The following is a 19,091-nucleotide window of genomic DNA, read 5'->3' on the forward strand; positions in this document are numbered from 1 at the left end:
GAGGCTCAGGCGCCGGCCGTGTCGCCGGCGTCGCTGGTGAGGGTGTGTTGAACGGGGGGCAGTGCGCCCCGGAAGGAAGGGCCGGCGACCCAGGAGGTCCAGCCCAGGCGCATCGGGTTCGCGGCGCCGAGCACGCTGCTGCGCGATTCGGCGGGCGCGAGTTGCAGCTCCATCTCGACCTTCAGGTCTTGCGGGATGAAGCGGCGCACCAGCCATTTGGCGAGCGCATGGTCAGCGCCCCGGGGCAGCAGGTCGCGCAGGCGCTGCTGGCTCAGGTTGCTGAATGTGAGGCGGATGCCGGCGCCCTGGTCCCACACGCGCTTGCCGAGCACGGCGCCGCCGCCCAGCGGGGTGCGCATGTCCAGCCGCGCCGATGCGTCGGGCTCCAGCGCCAGCCAGCGGCCGCGGAACTGCGTGCCCTGCACCTGCACGCCGAGGCGGTCGCGCAGCAGCGCCAGCAGGGCGGTCATGCCGCGCGGCGCGCCGCCCAGCAGGCCGGCATGGCGCAGCCACAGGGCCGAGCCGTCGGGCGCGCGCACGCCGGAGCGCAGGCCCAGCGCGCTGGCGGCATCCAGCGTGGACGCCAGCGTCGAGCCGGCGGGCGACTCCGGGTTGAGCGCCACGTGGTGCTTGCGTCGGCTGCGGTACAGGAAGGCCAGGAAGCGGTGGTTGAAGATGTCGAGAAAGTCGGCCGTCGCATGGTCGCGCCGCTGCCGGCGCTCCAGCAGCATCTCGGTGACGGGCATCGGCAGCGGGCCGCCGCTGCCGCCCAGCGAGAGCGCGGGCGTGGTGAGCGAGAAGGGCTCGCCGGTCGGCGCGTCGGTGTCGACCTCGCGCACGTCGCTGGCCTCGAAGGCCAGTGTGACGAAGGCATGCAGCCGCACCGCCTCGCGTTCGCGCGGGCCCTGCGAGCGGCCCACGGGCACCGCGTCGGGCGCGGCGCGCTCGAGCAGGCTGATGGCCTGGAACAGGTTGAAGTCCTGCGGGCGGGCGCGGAGTTCTTCGATCACAGCACGACCTGCCGGCCCGTCATGGGCGCCCATTGCTTGCGCACCTCGTCGCCGTCGCGCACCACCAGGCGCACGAAGGAGTTCACCGACGTGTACATGGCGAAGAACCGCGCAAGCACGGCCGACATCATGAGAGGGGAGCCGCCGACGAAGGCGTCGTCCTCGAATTCGAGCGTGACCTGCGTGCCGCGGCAGTAGCCGCGCCAGGCCTCGGTGCCCACGTGGGCGGTGACGCCGCGCGCCGAGAGCCCGGCGATGCCGAGTATCTGGGCGTGGTCGCGCCGGCTGTCGGAGGCGAACAGCGAAAGCATTTCGCGCAGCTGCTTGCGGCCGGTGGAGCCGTCCACCAGCGACTGGTGGTTGAGCGTGAGCAGCGACACCAGCCGCCACAGCGTTTCGCTGCCCAGCGGCGGGTCGCGCTGCGCGGTGGGCTCGTACAGGCAGCGCACGCTGGTGGGCTGCGACGGGCCTTCGGCCACCAGCCGCGCGCCCACCGGCACCTGCTCGGCCAGCCGGCGGTTGGTGCACAGCAGGTGCGCGTACACCACCGGCTGCGCGGGCCGGCTGTGCGTCTTGCCCTGGTCGACGAAAGACAGGAAGACGTCGGTGCCGGGAATGTTCTGGCGCAGGCAGGGCTCGCGCCGCGCGGCCCAGAACACGTCGCCCTGCGCGCCGTCGACATGGCCGAGCGCGGCGAAGCCCGGCACGTTCACCGGCTTGTCGGCGTCCGGGTCGGAGGCGATCACCGAGACGATGGAATGCACCTCGGTGGTCGCGTCGCGCTGGCGGTCGGGCACCAGCATGTATTCGTAGTGGCGCTGGTCCATCACCAGCGGTTCGCTCACGCGCGGGAACAGGTTGACGATGGGCGTGCAGCCGAGCTGGAAGTTCCCGGCGTCCAGGTGCCGCAGCGCGCGCGTGGGGCGGTCCAGCTCGAACACCAGGTCGCAGCGCTGCCCGCGGCCCAGGCGCGAGCGCAGGTGGTGCAGGTCGAAGAAGTGGAACTTGCGCGGAAACGCGAAGTACTCCTGCAGCAGCCCGTAGGCTGGCTGTGCGTTGGCGGGCTGCAGCAGCACCTCTTCGCCTTCGGCGAAACCGACTTCGCGCCAGGCGTCGGCCGGCAGCATCCGCAGCGCGCCGCCCTCGGGCATGACGCCGACCGACTTCACGCCCGACACCAGCGCGTCGTACAGCGGCATGGTGAGCATCCAGTCGCCCTGCAGGTGGATGCGCAGGCTGTCGATCTCGAGCTCGGAGAAGTCGGTGCCGGCCTCGCATTCGAGCGTGAGGCGCAGCACCGCGTCGGTGTCGATGGCGGCGTGCACGATGCGCAGGGGCCACAGCACGGTGTCCCAGGCGGTGCGGAAGCGGCATTCGCGCGACTGGGGTGCCTGGCCCGGCGCCGACGAAGGTTGCGCGTGCGCGGTGCGCGCATGCAGCATGGTGTGGCGCGGCACGGGAAAACCGGAGGTCACCTTGCCCTGTGCCGGGTCGAGCGCGAACTGCGCCACCGACATCGAGGGCAGCGGCTGCACCAGCGACGGGCAGAGGTTGTCGAGCAGCGCGTAGGCGACGTCGGGAAATTCCTGGTCGAGGTCGCGATGCACGCGCGCGGAAAGAAAGGCGACCGATTCGATCAGCCGCTCGGTATGCGGGTCCAGCGATTCGCCGCCGTGCAGCGACAGCCGGGAGGCGACCTTGGGGTAGCGCTGGGCGAAGTCCGCCCCCTGTCCCCGCAGATAGGACAGTTCGCGCTTGTAGTACTGCAGCAGGTCGCTGTGCTGGATGTCGGACACGTCAGGCGACTTTCATCAGGCTGTCCGGCGTGCCGAGCAGCATCTCGAAGTCGACGCGGCGCAGCGCCAGGCCGGCGCGCGCCTGCGCACCGATGCGCACCCGCGCGACTTCATGCCGGTTGGGCGTGGCGCTCACCTGCACGCTCACGTCGCACAGGCGCGGCTCGTAGCGCTGCACCGCCTGGCGCAGCACGGCGGCCAGCTGCTGCAGGTCGGTGGCGTTCTGCGCGCTGAGCGAGGAGAAATCGGGAATGCCGTACTCCAGCACCGTGCCGCTGCCCTGCGCGTAGTCGGCCACCGACAGCGGCGAGCGCGTGTTGAACAGCTGGCGCAGCTCACGGCCGATGGAGTCCTGCACGGACTCCATCGTCTCCAGGTGAACCCCATGGGCGTGCTCGGACAGCGCCGACGCCAGCCGGTCGAACAGGGGCAGGACGCCCCCTTTGACAAGTTCGGACACGGTGGGCGCCGGACGTCAGCGTCGGGCCGTCACGCGACCGCGGTGTTCTTCGACAGATCCCAGCCGAACGGTGCGACGCCTTCCTGGCCGCCTTCTTCCTTCTGCTTGGTGTATTCGACCTTGATGGCCGCGTAGTTCAGCGAGATGCTCTCCTGCGGCAGGTCGCCGCCGCTGGACACCGAGAAGCCGCTGAGGATCACGTCGGTCAGGGTCACGACCATCAGTGGCAGCAGGCCGCTCTTGTCTTCGCGCGGGAAGGTGATGATGGTGTCGCCCGCGAACACCTCGCCGCCGGCGAGCTTCTGCATCAGCTGGGGCGTGGCGGAGTCGGTGGTGCGGGTCACCGTGATTTCGGAGAAGCTGGGCTTGCCCGCGGTGCGCTCCTGGTTGGAGGTGCCCGAGGTCACGGCGAGGCCGGCGCCGAACTGGAAGCTCTGGACTTCCATTTCGTCCTTGTGGCCCTCGATCTGGGTCTGTCCGGTAACGCCGGGCATCTTGAGGTAGATAGGCATGTGAAAGCTCTTTCAGTCTGTCTGTAGGTAGACGTGGATGTCGGGGTGGTCAGGCGGCCGCGGCCGGCAGGTCGGCCACCAGGCGGATCGAGGCCGAGAGTTCCTCGAGCTGGAAGTGCGGCTTCAGGAAGGCGATGGCGCGGTACGAGCCCGGCTTGCCCGGCACTTCGGTCACGTCAACGCGGGCCTGGCTCAGCGGGTACTTGGCCTTCATGGCCTGCGGCGCCGAGGGGCTCACCAGCACGTAGTTGGCCACCCAGTTGTTCAGGTGCTTCTGCATGTCGGCCTGCGTCTGGAAGCTGCCGATCTTGTCGCGCACGATCACCTTCAGGTAATGCGCGAAACGCGAGGCGGCCAGGATGTAGGGCAGGCGCGCCGAGACGGCCGCGTTGGCGTTGGCCGCGTCCTTGTCGTACACCTTGGGCTTGTTCACGGTCTGGCCGCCGAAGAAGGCGGCGGTGTTCGAACCCTTGGAATTGACGATCGCGATGAAGCCCAGGTCGCTCAGTTCCTTTTCGCGGCGGTCGGTGATGGTCACTTCCGTCGGCGGCTTCAGTGCGATGTCGCCTTCGTCCGTCTTGTAGGCATGGGCCACCAGGCCGTCGACCTTGCCGCCGCCCTCGACGCCGCGGATGGCCGTGGTCCAGCCGTACAGCGAGTGCGCCTGGGTGATGCGAAGGCCCAACTGGTAGGCCGCGTTGGCCCACAGGTACTTGCCGTGGTCGGAGCCGTCCACGTCTTCTTCGTAGTTGAAGTTCTCGACGGGGTTGGTCTTGGCGCCGTAGGGCAGGCGGGCGGCGTAGCTGGGCAGCACCAGCGACACGTAGCGCGAGTCTTCCGATTCGCGGAAGCTGCGCCACGAGGCGAGCTCGGCGCTCTCGAAGGTCTTGGACAGGTCGCGCGGAATGCCGAGTTCGGTGAACGACTTGAAGTCGAACAGCGCCGGTGCGGCGGCGGCGATGAAGGGGGCGTGCGCGGCTGCGGCCACGCGGGAGACGCGCTCCAGCAGGGCGATGTCCTGCGGGTGGCGGCCGAAGTAGTAGTCGCCGATCAGCAGCGAGTAGGGGTGGCCGCCGTAGGTGCCGTATTCCTCTTCGTAGATCTTCTTGAAGAGCACGCTGGTGTCGTGGTCGACGGCGGTCTCCAGGTCCTTGAGCAGGTCCTTCTTGCTCACGTTGAGCAGGCGCAGCTTCAGGTTGCTGCCGGTCTCGGTGCCGAACACCATGTCGCGCAGGCCGCGCCAGGAGCCTTCGAGGGCCTGGAACTCGGGGGCGTGCAGGATCGCGTTGAGCTGGTCGGTCAGCAGGCGGTCGATTTCGGCGACGCGCTCGTTGATCAGGGTGACCACGCCCTTGTCGGGGCTGGTCTTCATGCCTTCGTCGAGGATCTGCGAGGCGAGCTGACCGATCAGCTTCTTCGCGTAGGCGCCCTGCGAAGGCTCGGTCGTCATCTTGCCTTCGTAGACGATCTTGTCGAGCAGGCTCATGTCACTGGTCGTGACGGTGGTACCTGCGCTGCCGGCTTCTGCGGCTTTGGATTTGTTGGCCATCTCTATCACCATTCAGGATTTGCCGGTTCGCGCCCGTGGGGCCGCGGCCGGCGTGGTTGATCACGCAGCCGGTGCTTCGGCTTCGGGGGACGTCTGGGTTTCCGCGGCGGCTGCCTGCGGGGCTGCGGCGGCGGGAGCGGCTTCGGCCTTGGCCTGGCTCTGGACGGCCTTGAGGTCTTCGGTGTTCTTCAGCACGTTCTCGAGCAGGTCGTCGAGTTCGTCGTTGCCGTCGAGCTTGGCCAGCAGGTCGCGCAGTTGCTGGCGGGCTTCGAGCAGCTTGGCCAGGCGGGGCACCTGGCTCACGATGGCTTCGGGGTGGAAGTCGCCGAATTCCTTGAAGTTCAGTTCGATCTTCAGGTTGCCGTCGCCCTTCATGGTGTCGGGCACCGACAGGTCGAGGCGGGGCGAGATGTTGCCGAGCACTTCGTCGAAGTTGTCGCGGTCGACCTCGACGAAGCGGCGCTCCTTGAGCTTGGGCAGCGGCTGCACCGGCTGGCCCGACAGGTCGGCCAGCAGGCCCACGACCAGCGGCAGCTCCTTCTTTTCGACGGCGTCGCCGATCTCGACGTCATAGGTGATCTGGACGCGCGGCGGGCGATTGCGGCCGACCCATTTTTGCAAGCTATTCGACATTTTTCGCTCTCAGAAAAGGTTGAATTGACAGGAACACACGTTGAAGTTTTCGGCGCCCTTCGCCCCGTTCGGCGGCGCGCTGCCCGTTGCCGTTACCGTCCCGGCATGCATCAAAGACGAACGGAAGATACAAATCGAGATATTTACTAACAATCCCCAGAATTGGGGAGGAGGCCTGTTTTCGAGAGAGAAAACTCAATCAAAACAAAGATGTAGCCCGGAAAAAGTTACATATATGAGAGCTTTGTCACAGAAATTGGTGACCAAATGCTAGGCCGATGGGGCGTGCGGCGCATCGGACCAAAGTCCAATGACAAGGGGCCGGGCGCGGCGCTATCGCGCGCGTGAGGAAAAAAGCCCGAGACCGGCTGTTGACCTCCTTTGGGGCATAAATCGGCTTCGACGCCATTTCGCGTGCACCTGAAAGGGGTTTGCGCCTCCAATTGGTTCATGAATCATGCAAAATGCAAGATTCGCATAAGGTTATGCACCAATTTGGAAAAGAGAAGGACTGGAATGAAGCACGCATCCGTCGGGGGTTTCCTGGCACATGTCGCCCAACGCAACCCCGGACAGCCCGAGTACCTGCAAGCCGTGACCGAGGTCATGGAAAGCCTCTGGCCCTACATCGAGCAGCACCCGAAGTACACCGCCCACAGCCTGCTGGAGCGGCTGGTCGAACCCGAGCGGGTGGTGATGTTCCGCGTGTCCTGGGTCGACGACCACGGCGAGGTGCAGGTCAACCGGGGCTTCCGCATCCAGCACAGCCTGGCCATCGGCCCGTACAAGGGCGGGCTGCGCTTCCACCCGTCGGTGAACCTGTCGATCCTCAAGTTCCTGGCCTTCGAGCAGACCCTGAAGAACGCGCTGACCACGCTGCCCATGGGCGGCGGCAAGGGCGGCGCCGACTTCGACCCCAAGGGCAAGAGCCAGGGCGAGGTGATGCGCTTCTGCCAGGCTTTCGTGAGCGAACTGTTCCGCCACATCGGCTCCGACACCGACGTGCCCGCGGGCGACGTGGGCGTGGGCGGGCGCGAGGTCGGCTTCATGGCCGGCATGGTCAAGAAGCTCACCAACCGCGCCGACTGCGTCTTCACCGGCAAGGGCCTGAGCTTCGGCGGCTCGCTGATCCGCCCCGAGGCCACCGGCTACGGCAACGTCTACTTCGCGCAGGAGATGCTCAAGCGCAAGGGCCGGGGCTTCGAAGGCATGCGGGTGAGCGTCTCGGGCGCCGGCAACGTCGCGCAGTACACCATCGAGAAGGCGATGGCGCTGGGCGCCAGGGTGGTGACGGTGTCGGATTCGAGCGGCACCGTGGTCGACGAGGACGGCTTCACGCCCGAGAAGCTCGCGGTGCTGATGGACGTCAAGAACCACCTCTACGGCCGCGTCAGCGACTATGCGCAGCGCACCGGCGCGCGCTTCGTGGCCGGCGCCACGCCGTGGCACGTGCCGGTCGACGTCGCGCTGCCGAGCGCCACGCAGAACGAACTCGACGAGGAAGACGCGCGCATGCTCGTGAAGAACGGCGTGGTCTGCGTGGCCGAAGGCGCCAACATGCCCTCGACGATGGACGCGGTGAAGGTGTTCGAAGGCCACGGCGTGCTGTACGCGCCGGGCAAGGCGAGCAACGCCGGCGGCGTGGCAACCTCGGGGCTGGAGATGAGCCAGAACGCCGCGCGCCTGTCATGGACGCGCGACGAGGTCGATGCCCGCCTGCTGCAGATCATGCAGGGCATCCACGAGTCGTGCCTGCACTACGGCGCGCGCAAGGACGGCAGCGTGAGCTACGTCGACGGCGCGAACATCGCCGGCTTCGTGCGCGTGGCCGACGCGATGCTGGCGCAAGGCGTGGTCTGACGGGACACTGCGGCCCGACGCGACGCGACGCGCTCAGAGCTCGATGAATGCCGACGTGGCTTTGTTGAGTGCCAGCTTGCCCTTGGCGGTGATCGATTCCACCTGGGCCAGCTGACGGATGGCGCGCGCATCGGGTGCGCGGTCCGACGGGGGGATGAAGGCAGTTACCAGTTCGGCCGCACGCAGCACGCGCAACCTGTCGATGTCCGCGGGCGTGTGGATGACGTATGGCAATTTCTGCTCGGCGATGACCCGAAGAAATTCCATGGACATGAGCCGTCTCCTTTTGGGTTGAGGCGTTGACGGCACATTTTGCGCACAAACAATTAGCGTTGTCTAAACCCTGCGGCGCGCATGCCTTTCATCGCGTGTACCGAAGTGTTCCTTTGTTTGGTGGTGTGCGACGAAGGTGCCAGTTTGTTTGAGGGCGCAACCGCTCGTCAGTTCAGCGCCTGCGCGGGCCACGCCGTGGTGTCGGGCATCACGAGATGCCAGCGCACCGGCTCGATGCCGTCGAAGGTCGCGCGATAGCGATCGCTGGTGCGACCTTCGCCGGTCACGTCGCGGATCACGATGCTGTCGATGCGTGCCTGGTGCGCGCGAAAGACATGCGCATAGATTTCCGGATCGGCTTCGCCCGAGTCGCCCACCAGCACGAAGCGGCGCTGCGGAAACTCGGCCAGCAGCCGCTCGATCGTGCCGAGCTTGTGCGCGCGCGAATCCTCGTCGCCGGGAATCAGCGTGCGCCATGTCGTGCTCTCGCGCAGATGCATGCTGCCCGCGGGAAAGCCGGCGCTGCGGATGAAGTCCGAGAGCGCCGGGTAGAGCTGTATCGGGCTCGACGAGAGATAGTGGAAGCGCGCGCCGGGCGCCTGCGCCAGCGCGCGATACCAGTCGGCCATGCGCGGCGCGGCCTCGAAGCGGCGCGCGAAGGTGTTGAGCAGCATCTCGCGCCGGTCGCGCACCTGCGTGCGCTTGATGGTGTCGTCGATGTCCGAGATGACCGACACGCCTTCCTCAGGCACCACCAGCGCCTCGCCCCTGAATCGATGCAGCAGCTCGCCCGGCCCCGTCACGCCGTGGTAGCGCACCCACTCGCGCGTATCGTGCGGCGCGTCGATCACGATGCGAAGGTTGCTGCGCCCGTCCTTGCCCGAGGCCGGCATGGTGATGCGCGTGGGGCTGCCGTCGAAGACGACGTCGATGACCTTGTCTTCTTCCGACTCCGCGTGGAACAGCGCGGTGCGCTGGCTGAAGCGCAGCCTTGCCGCCGGCGATAGCTTTCGCAGGCTCAGGCCGAGGTAGCGGGCGAGCGCGCTGTCCAGGCCCCAGCGGTGTTCGCGCTCGAAGATCCAGGCGTGGACGTCGACCTCGAGCCGGCCATCGGCGGTGAGACGCGCCGTGCCGTTCATGAAGAGCGCTTCTTCGTCCGGCTCCAGCGGCTCGGCGGCCCGCAGGCCCTGCAGCGGCGCGAGGCCCGCAAGCAGCGCCGCACCCGCCACCAACGACCGGCGCCGCAGGTCCGGCGTGGTCGTCGTCGGATGCGGGGCGCCTTCGCTCATGTATGGCTGGTGGTGGCGCGTTCGTAGGTGACGAAGTCGAAGGCGATGCCTTCCTTGGCGGAGACGTGCGATTCGCGTCGTGTCTCGCGCCATGCGGCGGCATCGAGCACGGGCGCGTGCGCGTCGCCTTCGTATTCGCGCGCAAGCTCGGTGACGACCGCGCGCTGTGCCAGCGGCTCGGCCTCGGCGTAGATCTGCGCGCCGCCGATGACCCACACCTCGGCGGGCGAAGACGCCTCGCAGAGCGCGAACGCATCGTTCAGGCTGCCCGCCTGCAGGGCGCCGTCGGCGCGCCAGTCGGCCTGCCGCGTCACCACGATGTTCTGCCGGCCCGGCAGCGGCCGGAAGCGCGGCGGCAGCGAGTCCCAGGTCTTGCGGCCCATGATCACCGGCGCGCCCGCTGTCTGCTGCTTGAAGTGCGCCATGTCCTCGGGCAGGTGCCAGGGTATGGTGTTGTTCGCGCCGATCACGCCGTTGGCGGCGCGCGCGAAGATGAGGTTGATGCGCGGCTTGCCCATGCCGTTCACACCGCCACCGGTGCCTTGATGGCCGCGTGATGCTGGTAGTCCAGCACCTCGAAGTCTTCGTACTGGTAGTCGAAGATCGAATCGGGCTTGCGCTTGATGTGCAGCGTCGGGTACGGGTAGGGCGTGCGGCTCAGCTGCTGCGCCACCTGCTCGGCATGGTTGCTGTAGATGTGGCAGTCGCCGCCGGTCCAGATGAAGTCGCCCACGTCGAGGTCGCACTGCTGCGCCACCATGTGCGTGAGCAGCGCATAGCTCGCGATGTTGAACGGCACGCCCAGGAAGATGTCGGCGCTGCGCTGGTAGAGCTGGCAGCTGAGCCTGCCGCGTTCGCCCTCGGCCTGCGGCGGCGCCACGTAGAACTGGAAGAAGGCATGGCAGGGCATGAGCGCCATCTTCGACAGCTCGGCCACGTTCCATGCGCTCACGATGATGCGGCGCGAATCGGGGTTGGTCTTCAGCGTCTTGATGACGTCGGCGATCTGGTCGATGTGGCCGCCGTCGGGCGTGGGCCAGCTGCGCCATTGCACGCCGTACACCGGGCCCAGGTCGCCGTCTTCGCGCGCCCATTCGTCCCAGATGGTCACGCCGCGCTCCTTGAGCCAGTTGTTGTTGCTCGAGCCGGTCAGGAACCACAGCAGCTCCTGGATGATGGACTTCAGGTGCACCTTCTTCGTGGTGACCAGCGGGAAGCCCTCGTTCAGGTCGAAGCGCATCTGGTGGCCGAACACGCTTTTGGTGCCGGTGCCCGTGCGGTCGCTCTTGAACACGCCGTGGGTGTCCACGTGGCGCATGAAATCTTCGTACTGGGAGCGGACGGGGCGGGTGGGCGTGGAGGTCATTGGGGCAGCGCTTCGGGCGGGAGACTTTGAATTTTAAATGTCCGAGGGTGGGCGGTATGCCCGGACCTAGACCCGGATCACGCGGCCGGGATTGAGCGTGTTCTTCGGATCGAGCCCGCGCTTGATCGCCCGCATCATCTCCAGCGCCACCGGCGACTTGTGCTTCTCCAGCTTGTCGACCTTCAGCGAGCCCACGCCGTGCTCGGCCGAGAACGAGCCGCCGAACTTCTCCACCGCGTCGTACACCAGCGTGTTGATGCGCTCTTCCTCGTTCTTCAGGAACGCCTTGGTGTCGATGTTCTCCGGCGCCTGCACGTTGTAGTGCAGGTTGCCGTCGCCCAGGTGTCCGAAGTTCACGAGGCGCACGCCCTCGATCTCCCGCTTGAGCAAGGCGTCGGTCTCTTCCACGAACGCCGGAATGCGCGACACCGGGATCGAGATGTCGTGCTTGATGTTGAGCCCTTCCTCGGCCTGCGCCAGCGGAATGCTCTCGCGGATGTGCCACAGCTGGTGCGCCTGCGCGAGGTTCTCGGCCACCACCGCGTCGGTGACGCAGCCGTCTTCGAACGCGGTTTCCAGCAGGGCCTCGAAGCGGGCGCGGGCGTGGTCCTCGGATTCGCTGTCGGAGTTCTCCAGCAGCACGCAGTACGGCACCGCCTCTTCGTTGATGAAGGGCACGCGCAGTTGCGGCATGTGCTTGTCGACCAGGCTCAGCGCGAACTTGCCCATCACCTCGAAGCCGGTGAGGCCCGGGCCCAGGTGCTTGTGCGCCAGGCCCAGCAGCGTGACCGCATGGTCGAGCGAAGGCACCGCCGCCCAGGCCGTGAGCTGGGCCGCCGGCAGCGGATACAGCTTCATGGTGGCGGCGGTGATGATGCCCAGCGTGCCCTCGCTGCCCACGAACAGGTCGCGCAGGTCGTAGCCGGTGTTGTCCTTGCGCAGGCCGCTGGTGCCTTCCCAGATCTCGCCTTGTGGCGTGACCACTTCCAGCCCCAGGCACAGCTCGCGGGTGTTGCCGTAGCGGACCACCTGGGTGCCGCCGGCATTGGTGGCCAGGTTGCCGCCGATCGTGCAGCTGCCTTCTGCGGCCAGGCTCAGCGGGAACAGGAAGCCGGCCTTCTCGGCCGTTTCCTGCAGTGTTTGAAGAATGCAGCCGGCCTCCACCGTCATGGTGAGGTTGGCGGCGTCGATGGTGCGGATGGCGTTCAGGCGCTGCAGGCTTAGCACCACCTGGGTGCCGCTGTCGTCGGGGATGGAGCCGACCGCCAGGCCGGTGTTGCCGCCCTGCGGCACGATGGCCGCGCCTGCGGCGGAACAGGCCTTGACCACGTCGGCCACCTGTTGCGTGTTGGCCGGGCGCACCACGGCCAGCGACTTGCCGCGCGCGCGCTTGCGCCAGTCCTGTTCGTAGGCGGTGAGGTCGCCTTCGTTGAGCACGTGCTGGGCGCCGACGATGGCGCGCAATTGGTCGATCAGGTCGGAAGAAGAAGTCATTGGGTGGAAGCCTCCAGTGGGCGCGCGGTGGCGGCAAGGGCCTTGACGTGGCGCAGGCGCAGCCGCACGTGCCATGCGCAGGCCGCGAAGAGCACGAGGCACAGCAGCACCTCGACCAGCGCGAGCACCTGGCCCACGCCGTTGGTGTCGCTCCATGCGCGCACCACGCCCTCGGTGAAATAGAGCCAGATCATCAGGCTGACCCAGCGGTAGGTGTACATGCGGTTCTTCCACAGGCCCGCGAGCGGAATGACCAGCGGCAGCACCTTCAGCGCCAGCAGCGAGCCGCCCGGGCGCAACGGCGCCAGCCACAGCTCCCAGGCCAGGCCCAGCACGATGAGGCCGACGAGGCTGCCCACGGCGGCCCAGCGGGTCGCGCGAACGGAGGAGGGCGGGAGCGGCAAGTTGGCATTCATTGGCGGGATACCGCGGAACCGGCTTTGCCGGGCCGCTGGTATCGCCCCCGGTGAGGGGGTTGGCGCAGCGACACGAAGTGCGCGGAGACTGGGGGAGAGTTCAACTCCTATGATATCCGCCATGAATCGTCGGCAGCTTTGGAGGGATCTTTCGCGTTTTCCGTGGCGCAACACCGCGGCGGTACTGGGCGAGCGTTTCCGCGAAGACAAGCTCGGCCTCACGGCCAGCAGCCTGACCTTCACCACCACCATCGCGATGGTGCCGTTCTTCACGGTGGCGCTGGCGCTGTTCACCGTGTTCCCCATGTTCGCCAAGATGCAGGGCCGCCTGCAGCGCTGGCTGATCGAGAGCCTGATCCCGGACAACATCGCGCGGCAGGTGCTCGGCTACCTGAACCAGTTCGCGAGCAAGGCCAGCGGGCTGGGCATCGCGGGCCTGATCGTGCTGCTGATCACCGCCATTGCGCTGATCCTCACCATCGACAAGACGCTCAACAACATCTGGCGCGTGCGCTCGCCGCGGCCACTGGCGCAGCGGGTGCTCATCTACTGGGCCACCATCACGCTGGGGCCGCTGATCCTGGCGGTGAGCCTGTCAACCACGTCCTATGTGTTCTCGGCCTCGCGCGACGTGGTGGGCGGCACCATGGTCAAGCTGGCCTTCGACAGCCTCGAGTTCATGCTGCTCGCGGCCGGCATGGCCTCGCTCTACCACTACGTGCCCAACACCAACGTGCGCTGGTCGCATGCGTGGGCCGGCGGCATCTTCGTGGCGGCGGCCATCGAGATCGCCAAGCGCGTGCTGGGCTACTACCTGAGCCTGGTGCCGACCTATTCGGTGCTGTACGGCGCCTTCGCCACCTTCCCGATCCTGCTGGTGTGGATCTACGTGGCCTGGGTGATCGTGCTGCTCGGCGCGGTCATAGCAGCCTATCTGCCGAGCCTGCTGACGGGCGTTGCGCGGCGCGGCGGCACCGCCGGCTGGCCGCTGCAGCTGGCCATGGAATCGCTGCAGCACCTGGCCCGCGCGCGCGCCACGCCGGCCAAGGGCATGGGCGCGGCCGAGCTGGTGACGCGCATGCGGGTCGATTCGCTGCAGCTCGCGCCGGTGCTCGAGACGCTGGTGGCGCTCGACTGGATCGCACCGCTGGCGGAAGAGCCCGCCAACGAAGATCCGCGCTACGTGCTTCTGGCCGACCCCTCGACCCCCATCGAGCCGCTGCTGAAGGAACTGCTGATGCCCCGGGCCGAGCCGCTCGAAGACCTCTGGCAGAAGGGCCCGCTGCGCTCCCTGAGGCTGGGCGACGTGCTTCTGATCTAGCAGAGCTAGATCTTCACCCGCCCCAGCCAGATGTCGCGGTACATCGCCCAGTCGCCCATGAACGAATAGAGCGGCCGCTTGAACGAGGCCGGCTTGTTCTTCTCGAAGCCGAAGTGCCCGACCCATGCGAAGCCGTAGCCCGCCACCAGCCCGGCCAGCAGCCACAGCGGGTTGAGCGTGACCACCAGCGCCACCAGGCACAGCAGCGAGATCGTCGAGCCCGCGAAGTGCAGCCGGCGGCAGGTGAGGTTGGCGTGCTCGGTCAGGTAGAAGGGATAGAACTGCGCGAAGCTCTTGAATTGGCGCGGATCGACGGCAGATCCCGTGGCAGTCGTGGTGTTCATCGTGCGAGTCTCCTGTGCCCCCGGAACCCGTTGGCGGAGGGCTTTGTCCATAATAGCCACGACCTTGCGACCGCACCATCCGGTCTTCCGATCACACCTTTGACGCATCAGCCTTGAGCGCACTTCCAAGCACCCCAGAATCCGCCGAGCCCGCCAGCGATGCGCCGTGGGTCGTGTGCCTGTGCGCCGAATGGTGCGGCACCTGCCGCGACTACCGGCCGCTGCTGCAGCAGGTGGCGAGCGCGCACCCGGAGTTCCGCTTCGCCTGGGTCGACATCGAAGACCACGCCGACATCGCCGATGCCTTCGACGTCGAGACCTTCCCGACCCTGCTGGTGGCCGGTGCGGATGGCACGCGCTTCCTCGGCCCGCTGCTGCCGCATGCGGAGACGCTCTCGCGCATGCTCTCGGCGCTGCAGCCGCCCAAGCCTTCGAGCCTGGACGTCGACCTGCTGCTCGCGGTGCTGAACAAAAAGCCCGCCGTCTTCACGGTCTGACCGGAACCCTGCCCATGAAAATCCTGATCTTCGGCGCCACCGGCATGGTGGGGCAGGGCGTGCTGCGCGAGTGCCTGCTCGCGCCCGACGTCGAAAGCGTGGTGGCCGTGGGCCGCAGCGCCACCGGCCAGCAGCACCCGAAGCTGCGCGACCTGGTGCACAAGGACATGTACGACTACGGCGCCATCGAGCCGCAGCTCCAGGGCTTCGACGCCTGCTTCTTCTGCCTGGGCGTGTCTTCGGTCGGCATGAAGGAGCCGGAGTACAAGCGCATCACCTACGACCTGACGCTGGCCGCCGCCACCGTGCTCGCCAGGCTGAACCCCGGCATGACCTTCACCTATGTGACCGGCGCGGGCACCGACAGCAGCGAGCGCGGCACCAGCATGTGGGCCCGCGTGAAGGGCGCGACCGAAAACGCCTTGCTGCGCCTGCCGTTCAAGGCGGCCTACATGTTCCGCCCCGGCATGATCCAGCCGATGCACGGCGTGCGCTCGAAGACGCCGCTCTACGACGCCGCCATCCGCGTGCTCGGCCCGTTGCTCGGCCTGGCCTACCGGCTCTGGCCGAACCGGGTGACGACCACCGAGAAGGTCGGCCGCGCGATGCTGGCCGTGGCGCGCAACGGCGCGCCCAAGGTCGTGCTCGACCCGGCCGACATCAACGCGCTGGGCTGAGCCTTCTCAGGCAGGGGCGGCGGCGCCCGCGCGTGCCCGCCCGAGCTTGCGCCGGCCCGCGCTGGCGATCGCAGCCACCAGGTGCCCGACGAATTCCTGCGCCAGCGGCGGCAAGGTGCGGCCTTCGAGCGCCAGCACCTGCAACTGCCGCTGCTGGAGCGGCGCTTCGGCGAACGGCCGCGCCACCACCGTGCCCGCGTCGATCAGGTGCATCACCGTGAGATGGCCCGACAGCATGACGTCGGGCGTGCGCAGCAGCGGCAGCAGCACCGACGAGAAATTGCTCACGAAGATCGCCTGGTAGCGCAGGCCCTGCAGGCTGCAGGCCTGGTCGAACAGCTGGCGCGCGGTGACGCCCTTGTCGCCCACCGCCAGCGGGTAGCGCACCGCGTCGGCCACCGACACCACGCGCTGGCGCGCCAGCGGATGGTCGGGCCGCAGCACGGCGTATACCGGCGCGGTGGCGGTGTGTGCGATCGCCAGGCCGGGTTCCGGCGCCACCACGTACTTGAGGCCGATGTCGGTCTCGCCGCGCGCCAGCAGCGCGCTCACGCCGTCGGGCGAGCCCACGTGCAGCTCGAGCTGGCAACCGGGGTGCGCCTGCTCGAAGCTGCGCATCACCAGCGGCATGAAATGCCCCGCGAAGCCCTCGGTGCAAGCCATGCGGATGCGCCGCGCTCCCTGGCCGCCGAGGTCGCGCACCTGCTCGACCACCTGTTCGATGTCGAGCTGCGCATTGCGCAGGTGCGCCGCCAGCCGCTCGCCCGCCGCAGTGAGCGCCATGCCGCGCGCATGCCGCTCGAACAGCGGCGTGCCCAGGCTGTCCTCGAGCTTGGCGATCTGCCGGCTCACCGCCGACGACGCGACGTAGAGCCGCGCCGCCGCCTGGTTGACCGAGCCGCTGCGCGCCACTTCGAGGAAGTGCCGCATCGGGATGCTGAGAAGCGGAAGGGTCATGTGCGCCGGATGGGTGTTGCCTTGAAGGCAATGGTAGCTTGCCAAAACGATGCTGGAAGCATCGGCCTTCAGGCCTTGTACTTGCTCCACCCCACGCAAGGACAAGGACACACTTCATGCAACGCACCGACAGCCTGGCCGCCGCCACGGCCTATTTCGACGGCGGCGGCTTCTTCGCCGACCTCCAGCGCCGCGTCGCCTTTCGCACCGAAAGCGACACCGGCGCCGCCACGCCCGCGCTCGAGGCCTACCTGCGCGAAGAGATGATTCCGCCCCTCTCGGCGCTCGGCTTCGCCTGCGAGGTCATCGCCAATCCGGTGCCCGGCGGCGGGCCCTTCCTCATCGCGCGCCGCATCGAGGACCCGTCGCTGCCCACGGTCATGACCTACGGCCACGGCGACGTGGTCAGCGGGCAGGACGCGAATTGGGAAGAGGGCCTCGCGCCGTGGGCGCTCACGGTGCGCGGCGAGCGCTGGTACGGCCGCGGCACGGCCGACAACAAGGGCCAGCACAGCATCAACCTGGGCGGCCTCGCCGCTGCGCTGCAGGCGCGCGGCGGGCGCCTGGGCTACAACGTGACCTGGCTCGTCGAGATGGGCGAGGAGGCCGCTTCGCCCGGCCTGCACGCGGTGTGCGCGCAGGAGCGCGACAAGCTGCGCGCCGACCTCTTCATTGCCAGCGACGGCCCGCGCGTGAGCGCCCTGCGGCCCACGCTGTTCCTGGGTTCGCGCGGTGCGGTCAACTTCAGCCTGCGGCTGCGCGCCCGGCCGCGCGGCTACCACTCGGGCAACTGGGGCGGCGTGCTGGTCAACCCGGGCACGGTGCTCAGCCATGCGGTGGCTTCGCTGGTGGATGCGCGCGGCCGCATCCTGGTCGAGGCCCTGCGCCCGCCGCCGGTCTCGCAGGCGGTGCGCGACGCGCTCGCCGACATCGCCATCGGCGGCGGCACGGACGACCCCGCCGTCGACGAAGGCTGGGGCGAGCCCGGCCTGAGCCCGGCCGAGCGGCTGGTGGCCTGGAACACCATCGAGGTGCTGGCGCTCGGCGCCGGCTCCGCCGTGCGGCCGGTCAATGCGATTCCCTCGGAGGCCGTGGCGCATTGCCAGTTGCGCTTCGTGGTCGGCACGCCCTGGCAGGACCTGCGGCAGATCGTGCGCGCGCATCTCGATGCGCATGGTTTCGAGCAGGTCGAGGTGGCGATCACGCTGACCGGCGCGGCCACGCGGCTCGACGTTGAAAACCCGTGGGTCGGCTGGGCCCGGCAGTCCATCGAGCGCAGCAGCGGGCATCGCCTGGACCTGCTGCCCAATCTCGCGGGCTCGCTGCCCAACGATGTGTTCGCCGACCTGCTGGGCCTGCCGACGCTGTGGGTGCCGCATTCGTACCCCGCCTGCGCGCAGCACGCACCCAACGAGCACCTGCTCGCGCCGCTGGCCCGCGAAGGCCTGCAGATCATGGCCGGCCTGTACTGGGACCTGGGCGAGCCGGGGCTCGAGCCGTGGGCCGCCGGGCGGCTGCCGGCATCCGTTTCTTCTTCCTTCTCCTGACTCGCACCATGAACCTCGCCATTTCACGCCGCCGCTTCGGCCTGCTGCTTTCCGCTTCCGCCGTGCTGGGCACCCATGCGCCCGCGTTCGCCCAGGACGCCTGGCCCGAGCGCCCCATCAAGCTCGTCGTGCCCTTCCCGCCGGGCGGCGGCACCGACCTCGTGGCGCGCGCGATGGGGCAGACCCTGTCGGAGCGGCTCGGGCAGCCCATCGTCGTCGACAACCGGCCCGGTGCCTCGACCATCATCGGCACCGACGCCGTCGCCAAGGCCGCGCCCGACGGCTACACGCTGCTGCTCTCGGGCTCGACCAGCTACAGCGTGAACCCGGCGCTGCGCGCCAAGCTGCCGTACGACCCGGTGCGCGACCTGGCGCCCGTCGCCATCGTGGCGCGCACGCCGCTGGTGCTGGTGGTGGGCAAGGGCACGCCGTGGCATTCGGTGCAGGAGCTCATCGCGGCCGCCAAGGCCAGGCCGAAGAGCATCCGCTATGCCACCTTCGGCTCGGGCTCGGGCCCGCACCTGGCGGGCGAGCTGTTCGCGCTGGCGGCCGGCATCCAGCTGCAGGACATTCCGTACAAGGGCAGCAGCCAGAGTTCGATGGCCGTGATCGGCGGCGAAATAGAAGTGGGCATCGACACCGTGGCGGCGGTGGCACCGCATGTGCGCTCGGGCAAGCTGCGTGCGCTGGGCATCGTGGGGGCCACGCGCTCCAGCATGCTGCCCGAGGTGCGCACGCTCGCCGAGCAGGGCCTGCCCGATGCCACCTTCGACGCCTGGTACGGCTTTGCCGCGCCGGCGCGCACCCCGGCCCCGGTGATCGACAAGCTGGCCCGCGCGGTCACGGCCACCATGGCCAATGCGTCGCTGCAGGCGCAACTGCGCGCGCAGGGCATGGAGCCGGTGGCCATCAGCTCGGCCGCCTTCCGCGCGCAGATGGAGGGCGAGATTTCGCGCTACCGCGCGCTGGCGCACCGCGCGGGCATCGCCGCCGAGTAGATGCCGGGCAGGTAGGACAGGTACGCGAATTCGGCCCCTCGGGCTGCACGGATGGATCGCATGGGGCAAACTGGAAATCTGTTCGTTGCCCG

20 protein-coding genes are annotated in these 19,091 nt (G+C 68.3%); 6 read left to right on the forward strand and 14 right to left on the reverse strand.

Annotation, left to right across the window (positions count from 1 at the left end; genetic code table 11):
* Positions 1 to 5 precede the first annotated feature (5 nt).
* Genes tssG through tssB form a run of 6 tightly spaced genes read right to left on the reverse strand, consistent with a single transcriptional unit; the run spans position 6 to position 5,960 of the window.
* A complete protein-coding gene (gene tssG / locus C4F17_RS27295; RefSeq protein WP_234382440.1) occupies positions 6 to 1,010 on the reverse strand; it encodes a type VI secretion system baseplate subunit TssG in 1,005 nt (334 codons plus the stop codon).
* Positions 1,007 to 2,797, reverse strand: a complete 1,791-nt coding sequence (gene tssF / locus C4F17_RS27300; protein WP_106937736.1) for a type VI secretion system baseplate subunit TssF — start codon at positions 2,795 to 2,797, stop codon at positions 1,007 to 1,009. Before tssF ends, tssG begins: the two co-directional genes overlap by 4 nt.
* 10 nt (positions 2,798 to 2,807) lie before the next feature.
* Positions 2,808 to 3,266 carry a type VI secretion system baseplate subunit TssE gene (gene tssE, locus C4F17_RS27305; protein WP_106937340.1) on the reverse strand — a complete coding sequence of 153 codons (459 nt, stop codon included), beginning with the start codon at positions 3,264 to 3,266 and terminating at the stop codon, positions 2,808 to 2,810.
* 29 nt (positions 3,267 to 3,295) lie between these two features.
* On the reverse strand, positions 3,296 to 3,778 hold the full coding sequence (locus C4F17_RS27310; protein ID WP_081270798.1) for an Hcp family type VI secretion system effector: 483 nt from the start codon (positions 3,776 to 3,778) through the stop codon (positions 3,296 to 3,298).
* Between the two features lie 49 nt (positions 3,779 to 3,827).
* Complete coding sequence (gene tssC / locus C4F17_RS27315; RefSeq protein ID WP_106937737.1) at positions 3,828 to 5,327, reverse strand: type VI secretion system contractile sheath large subunit; 1,500 nt, start codon at positions 5,325 to 5,327, stop codon at positions 3,828 to 3,830.
* A gap of 60 nt (positions 5,328 to 5,387) precedes the next feature.
* Positions 5,388 to 5,960 carry a type VI secretion system contractile sheath small subunit gene (gene tssB / locus C4F17_RS27320; protein WP_081270796.1) on the reverse strand — a complete coding sequence of 191 codons (573 nt, stop codon included), beginning with the start codon at positions 5,958 to 5,960 and terminating at the stop codon, positions 5,388 to 5,390.
* A 516-nt stretch (positions 5,961 to 6,476) separates the two neighbouring features.
* Between tssB and gdhA the strand changes: the two genes are divergently transcribed.
* Positions 6,477 to 7,820 (forward strand): NADP-specific glutamate dehydrogenase, encoded by a 1,344-nt coding sequence (gdhA, locus tag C4F17_RS27325; RefSeq protein WP_106937341.1) that lies wholly within the window; start codon positions 6,477 to 6,479, stop codon positions 7,818 to 7,820.
* Positions 7,821 to 7,853: 33 nt separating this feature from the next.
* Here the strand turns inward: gdhA and C4F17_RS27330 are convergent, their stop codons facing one another.
* The 6 genes from C4F17_RS27330 to C4F17_RS27355 form a co-directional block, all read right to left on the reverse strand.
* Positions 7,854 to 8,093, reverse strand: a complete 240-nt coding sequence (locus C4F17_RS27330; protein WP_007829428.1) for a hypothetical protein — start codon at positions 8,091 to 8,093, stop codon at positions 7,854 to 7,856.
* Between the two features lie 167 nt (positions 8,094 to 8,260).
* Positions 8,261 to 9,382 carry a phosphatidate phosphatase App1 family protein gene (locus C4F17_RS27335; RefSeq protein WP_106937342.1) on the reverse strand — a complete coding sequence of 374 codons (1,122 nt, stop codon included), beginning with the start codon at positions 9,380 to 9,382 and terminating at the stop codon, positions 8,261 to 8,263.
* Entirely contained in the window at positions 9,379 to 9,900 is a 522-nt protein-coding gene (locus C4F17_RS27340; protein ID WP_106937738.1) for a dihydrofolate reductase, read from the reverse strand. Before C4F17_RS27340 ends, C4F17_RS27335 begins: the two co-directional genes overlap by 4 nt.
* Before the next feature lie 5 nt (positions 9,901 to 9,905).
* Positions 9,906 to 10,748, reverse strand: a complete 843-nt coding sequence (locus C4F17_RS27345) for a thymidylate synthase (protein ID WP_106937343.1) — start codon at positions 10,746 to 10,748, stop codon at positions 9,906 to 9,908.
* 66 nt (positions 10,749 to 10,814) lie between these two features.
* A complete protein-coding gene (locus C4F17_RS27350) occupies positions 10,815 to 12,242 on the reverse strand; it encodes an FAD-binding oxidoreductase (protein WP_106937344.1) in 1,428 nt (475 codons plus the stop codon).
* Complete coding sequence (locus C4F17_RS27355) at positions 12,239 to 12,658, reverse strand: DUF2069 domain-containing protein (RefSeq protein ID WP_106937345.1); 420 nt, start codon at positions 12,656 to 12,658, stop codon at positions 12,239 to 12,241. Before C4F17_RS27355 ends, C4F17_RS27350 begins: the two co-directional genes overlap by 4 nt.
* 109 nt (positions 12,659 to 12,767) lie before the next feature.
* Between C4F17_RS27355 and C4F17_RS27365 the strand changes: the two genes are divergently transcribed.
* Positions 12,768 to 13,979 carry a YihY family inner membrane protein gene (locus tag C4F17_RS27365; RefSeq protein ID WP_081270258.1) on the forward strand — a complete coding sequence of 404 codons (1,212 nt, stop codon included), beginning with the start codon at positions 12,768 to 12,770 and terminating at the stop codon, positions 13,977 to 13,979.
* Positions 13,980 to 13,984: 5 nt separating this feature from the next.
* On the opposite strand, the gene C4F17_RS27370 is transcribed toward C4F17_RS27365, so the two are convergent.
* On the reverse strand, positions 13,985 to 14,323 hold the full coding sequence (locus C4F17_RS27370) for an Mpo1-like protein (protein ID WP_081270259.1): 339 nt from the start codon (positions 14,321 to 14,323) through the stop codon (positions 13,985 to 13,987).
* Between the two features lie 113 nt (positions 14,324 to 14,436).
* On the opposite strand from C4F17_RS27370, the gene C4F17_RS27375 reads away from it, so the two are divergent.
* Positions 14,437 to 14,820 carry a thioredoxin family protein gene (locus tag C4F17_RS27375; protein ID WP_081270260.1) on the forward strand — a complete coding sequence of 128 codons (384 nt, stop codon included), beginning with the start codon at positions 14,437 to 14,439 and terminating at the stop codon, positions 14,818 to 14,820.
* A 14-nt stretch (positions 14,821 to 14,834) separates the two neighbouring features.
* The gene (locus C4F17_RS27380) at positions 14,835 to 15,497 is read left to right on the forward strand and encodes an NAD-dependent epimerase/dehydratase family protein (protein ID WP_081270261.1); all 663 of its coding nucleotides are present in this window, start codon (positions 14,835 to 14,837) and stop codon (positions 15,495 to 15,497) included.
* Between the two features lie 6 nt (positions 15,498 to 15,503).
* Here C4F17_RS27380 and C4F17_RS27385 read toward each other — a convergent pair whose 3' ends face one another.
* Positions 15,504 to 16,454 carry a LysR family transcriptional regulator gene (locus C4F17_RS27385; RefSeq protein ID WP_106937346.1) on the reverse strand — a complete coding sequence of 317 codons (951 nt, stop codon included), beginning with the start codon at positions 16,452 to 16,454 and terminating at the stop codon, positions 15,504 to 15,506.
* Positions 16,455 to 16,570: 116 nt separating this feature from the next.
* On the opposite strand from C4F17_RS27385, the gene C4F17_RS27390 reads away from it, so the two are divergent.
* On the forward strand, positions 16,571 to 18,001 hold the full coding sequence (locus C4F17_RS27390) for a M20 family metallopeptidase (protein WP_106937347.1): 1,431 nt from the start codon (positions 16,571 to 16,573) through the stop codon (positions 17,999 to 18,001).
* Positions 18,002 to 18,009: 8 nt separating this feature from the next.
* Positions 18,010 to 18,999, forward strand: coding sequence for a Bug family tripartite tricarboxylate transporter substrate binding protein (locus tag C4F17_RS27395; protein WP_106937348.1), 990 nt, complete (start codon positions 18,010 to 18,012; stop codon positions 18,997 to 18,999).
* The last annotated feature ends 92 nt before the right edge of the window (positions 19,000 to 19,091 follow it).

The organism is Variovorax sp. PMC12 (assembly GCF_003019815.1).
Taxonomy (GTDB): Bacteria; Pseudomonadota; Gammaproteobacteria; order Burkholderiales; family Burkholderiaceae_C; genus Variovorax.

What these genes read in the sequence shown, in the direction of transcription:
- C4F17_RS27310 (WP_081270798.1), bottom strand. Translation starts at nt 3,778, where the DNA reads ATGCCTATCTACCTCAAGATGCCCGGCGTTACCGGACAGACCCAGATC.
- tssC (WP_106937737.1), bottom strand. Translation starts at nt 5,327, where the DNA reads ATGGCCAACAAATCCAAAGCCGCAGAAGCCGGCAGCGCAGGTACCACC.
- tssB (WP_081270796.1), bottom strand. Translation starts at nt 5,960, where the DNA reads ATGTCGAATAGCTTGCAAAAATGGGTCGGCCGCAATCGCCCGCCGCGC.
- gdhA (WP_106937341.1), top strand. Translation starts at nt 6,477, where the DNA reads ATGAAGCACGCATCCGTCGGGGGTTTCCTGGCACATGTCGCCCAACGC.
- C4F17_RS27330 (WP_007829428.1), bottom strand. Translation starts at nt 8,093, where the DNA reads ATGTCCATGGAATTTCTTCGGGTCATCGCCGAGCAGAAATTGCCATAC.
- C4F17_RS27335 (WP_106937342.1), bottom strand. Translation starts at nt 9,382, where the DNA reads ATGAGCGAAGGCGCCCCGCATCCGACGACGACCACGCCGGACCTGCGG.
- C4F17_RS27340 (WP_106937738.1), bottom strand. Translation starts at nt 9,900, where the DNA reads ATGGGCAAGCCGCGCATCAACCTCATCTTCGCGCGCGCCGCCAACGGC.
- C4F17_RS27345 (WP_106937343.1), bottom strand. Translation starts at nt 10,748, where the DNA reads ATGACCTCCACGCCCACCCGCCCCGTCCGCTCCCAGTACGAAGATTTC.
- C4F17_RS27350 (WP_106937344.1), bottom strand. Translation starts at nt 12,242, where the DNA reads ATGACTTCTTCTTCCGACCTGATCGACCAATTGCGCGCCATCGTCGGC.
- C4F17_RS27355 (WP_106937345.1), bottom strand. Translation starts at nt 12,658, where the DNA reads ATGAATGCCAACTTGCCGCTCCCGCCCTCCTCCGTTCGCGCGACCCGC.
- C4F17_RS27365 (WP_081270258.1), top strand. Translation starts at nt 12,768, where the DNA reads ATGATATCCGCCATGAATCGTCGGCAGCTTTGGAGGGATCTTTCGCGT.
- C4F17_RS27370 (WP_081270259.1), bottom strand. Translation starts at nt 14,323, where the DNA reads ATGAACACCACGACTGCCACGGGATCTGCCGTCGATCCGCGCCAATTC.
- C4F17_RS27380 (WP_081270261.1), top strand. Translation starts at nt 14,835, where the DNA reads ATGAAAATCCTGATCTTCGGCGCCACCGGCATGGTGGGGCAGGGCGTG.
- C4F17_RS27385 (WP_106937346.1), bottom strand. Translation starts at nt 16,454, where the DNA reads ATGACCCTTCCGCTTCTCAGCATCCCGATGCGGCACTTCCTCGAAGTG.
- C4F17_RS27390 (WP_106937347.1), top strand. Translation starts at nt 16,571, where the DNA reads ATGCAACGCACCGACAGCCTGGCCGCCGCCACGGCCTATTTCGACGGC.
- C4F17_RS27395 (WP_106937348.1), top strand. Translation starts at nt 18,010, where the DNA reads ATGAACCTCGCCATTTCACGCCGCCGCTTCGGCCTGCTGCTTTCCGCT.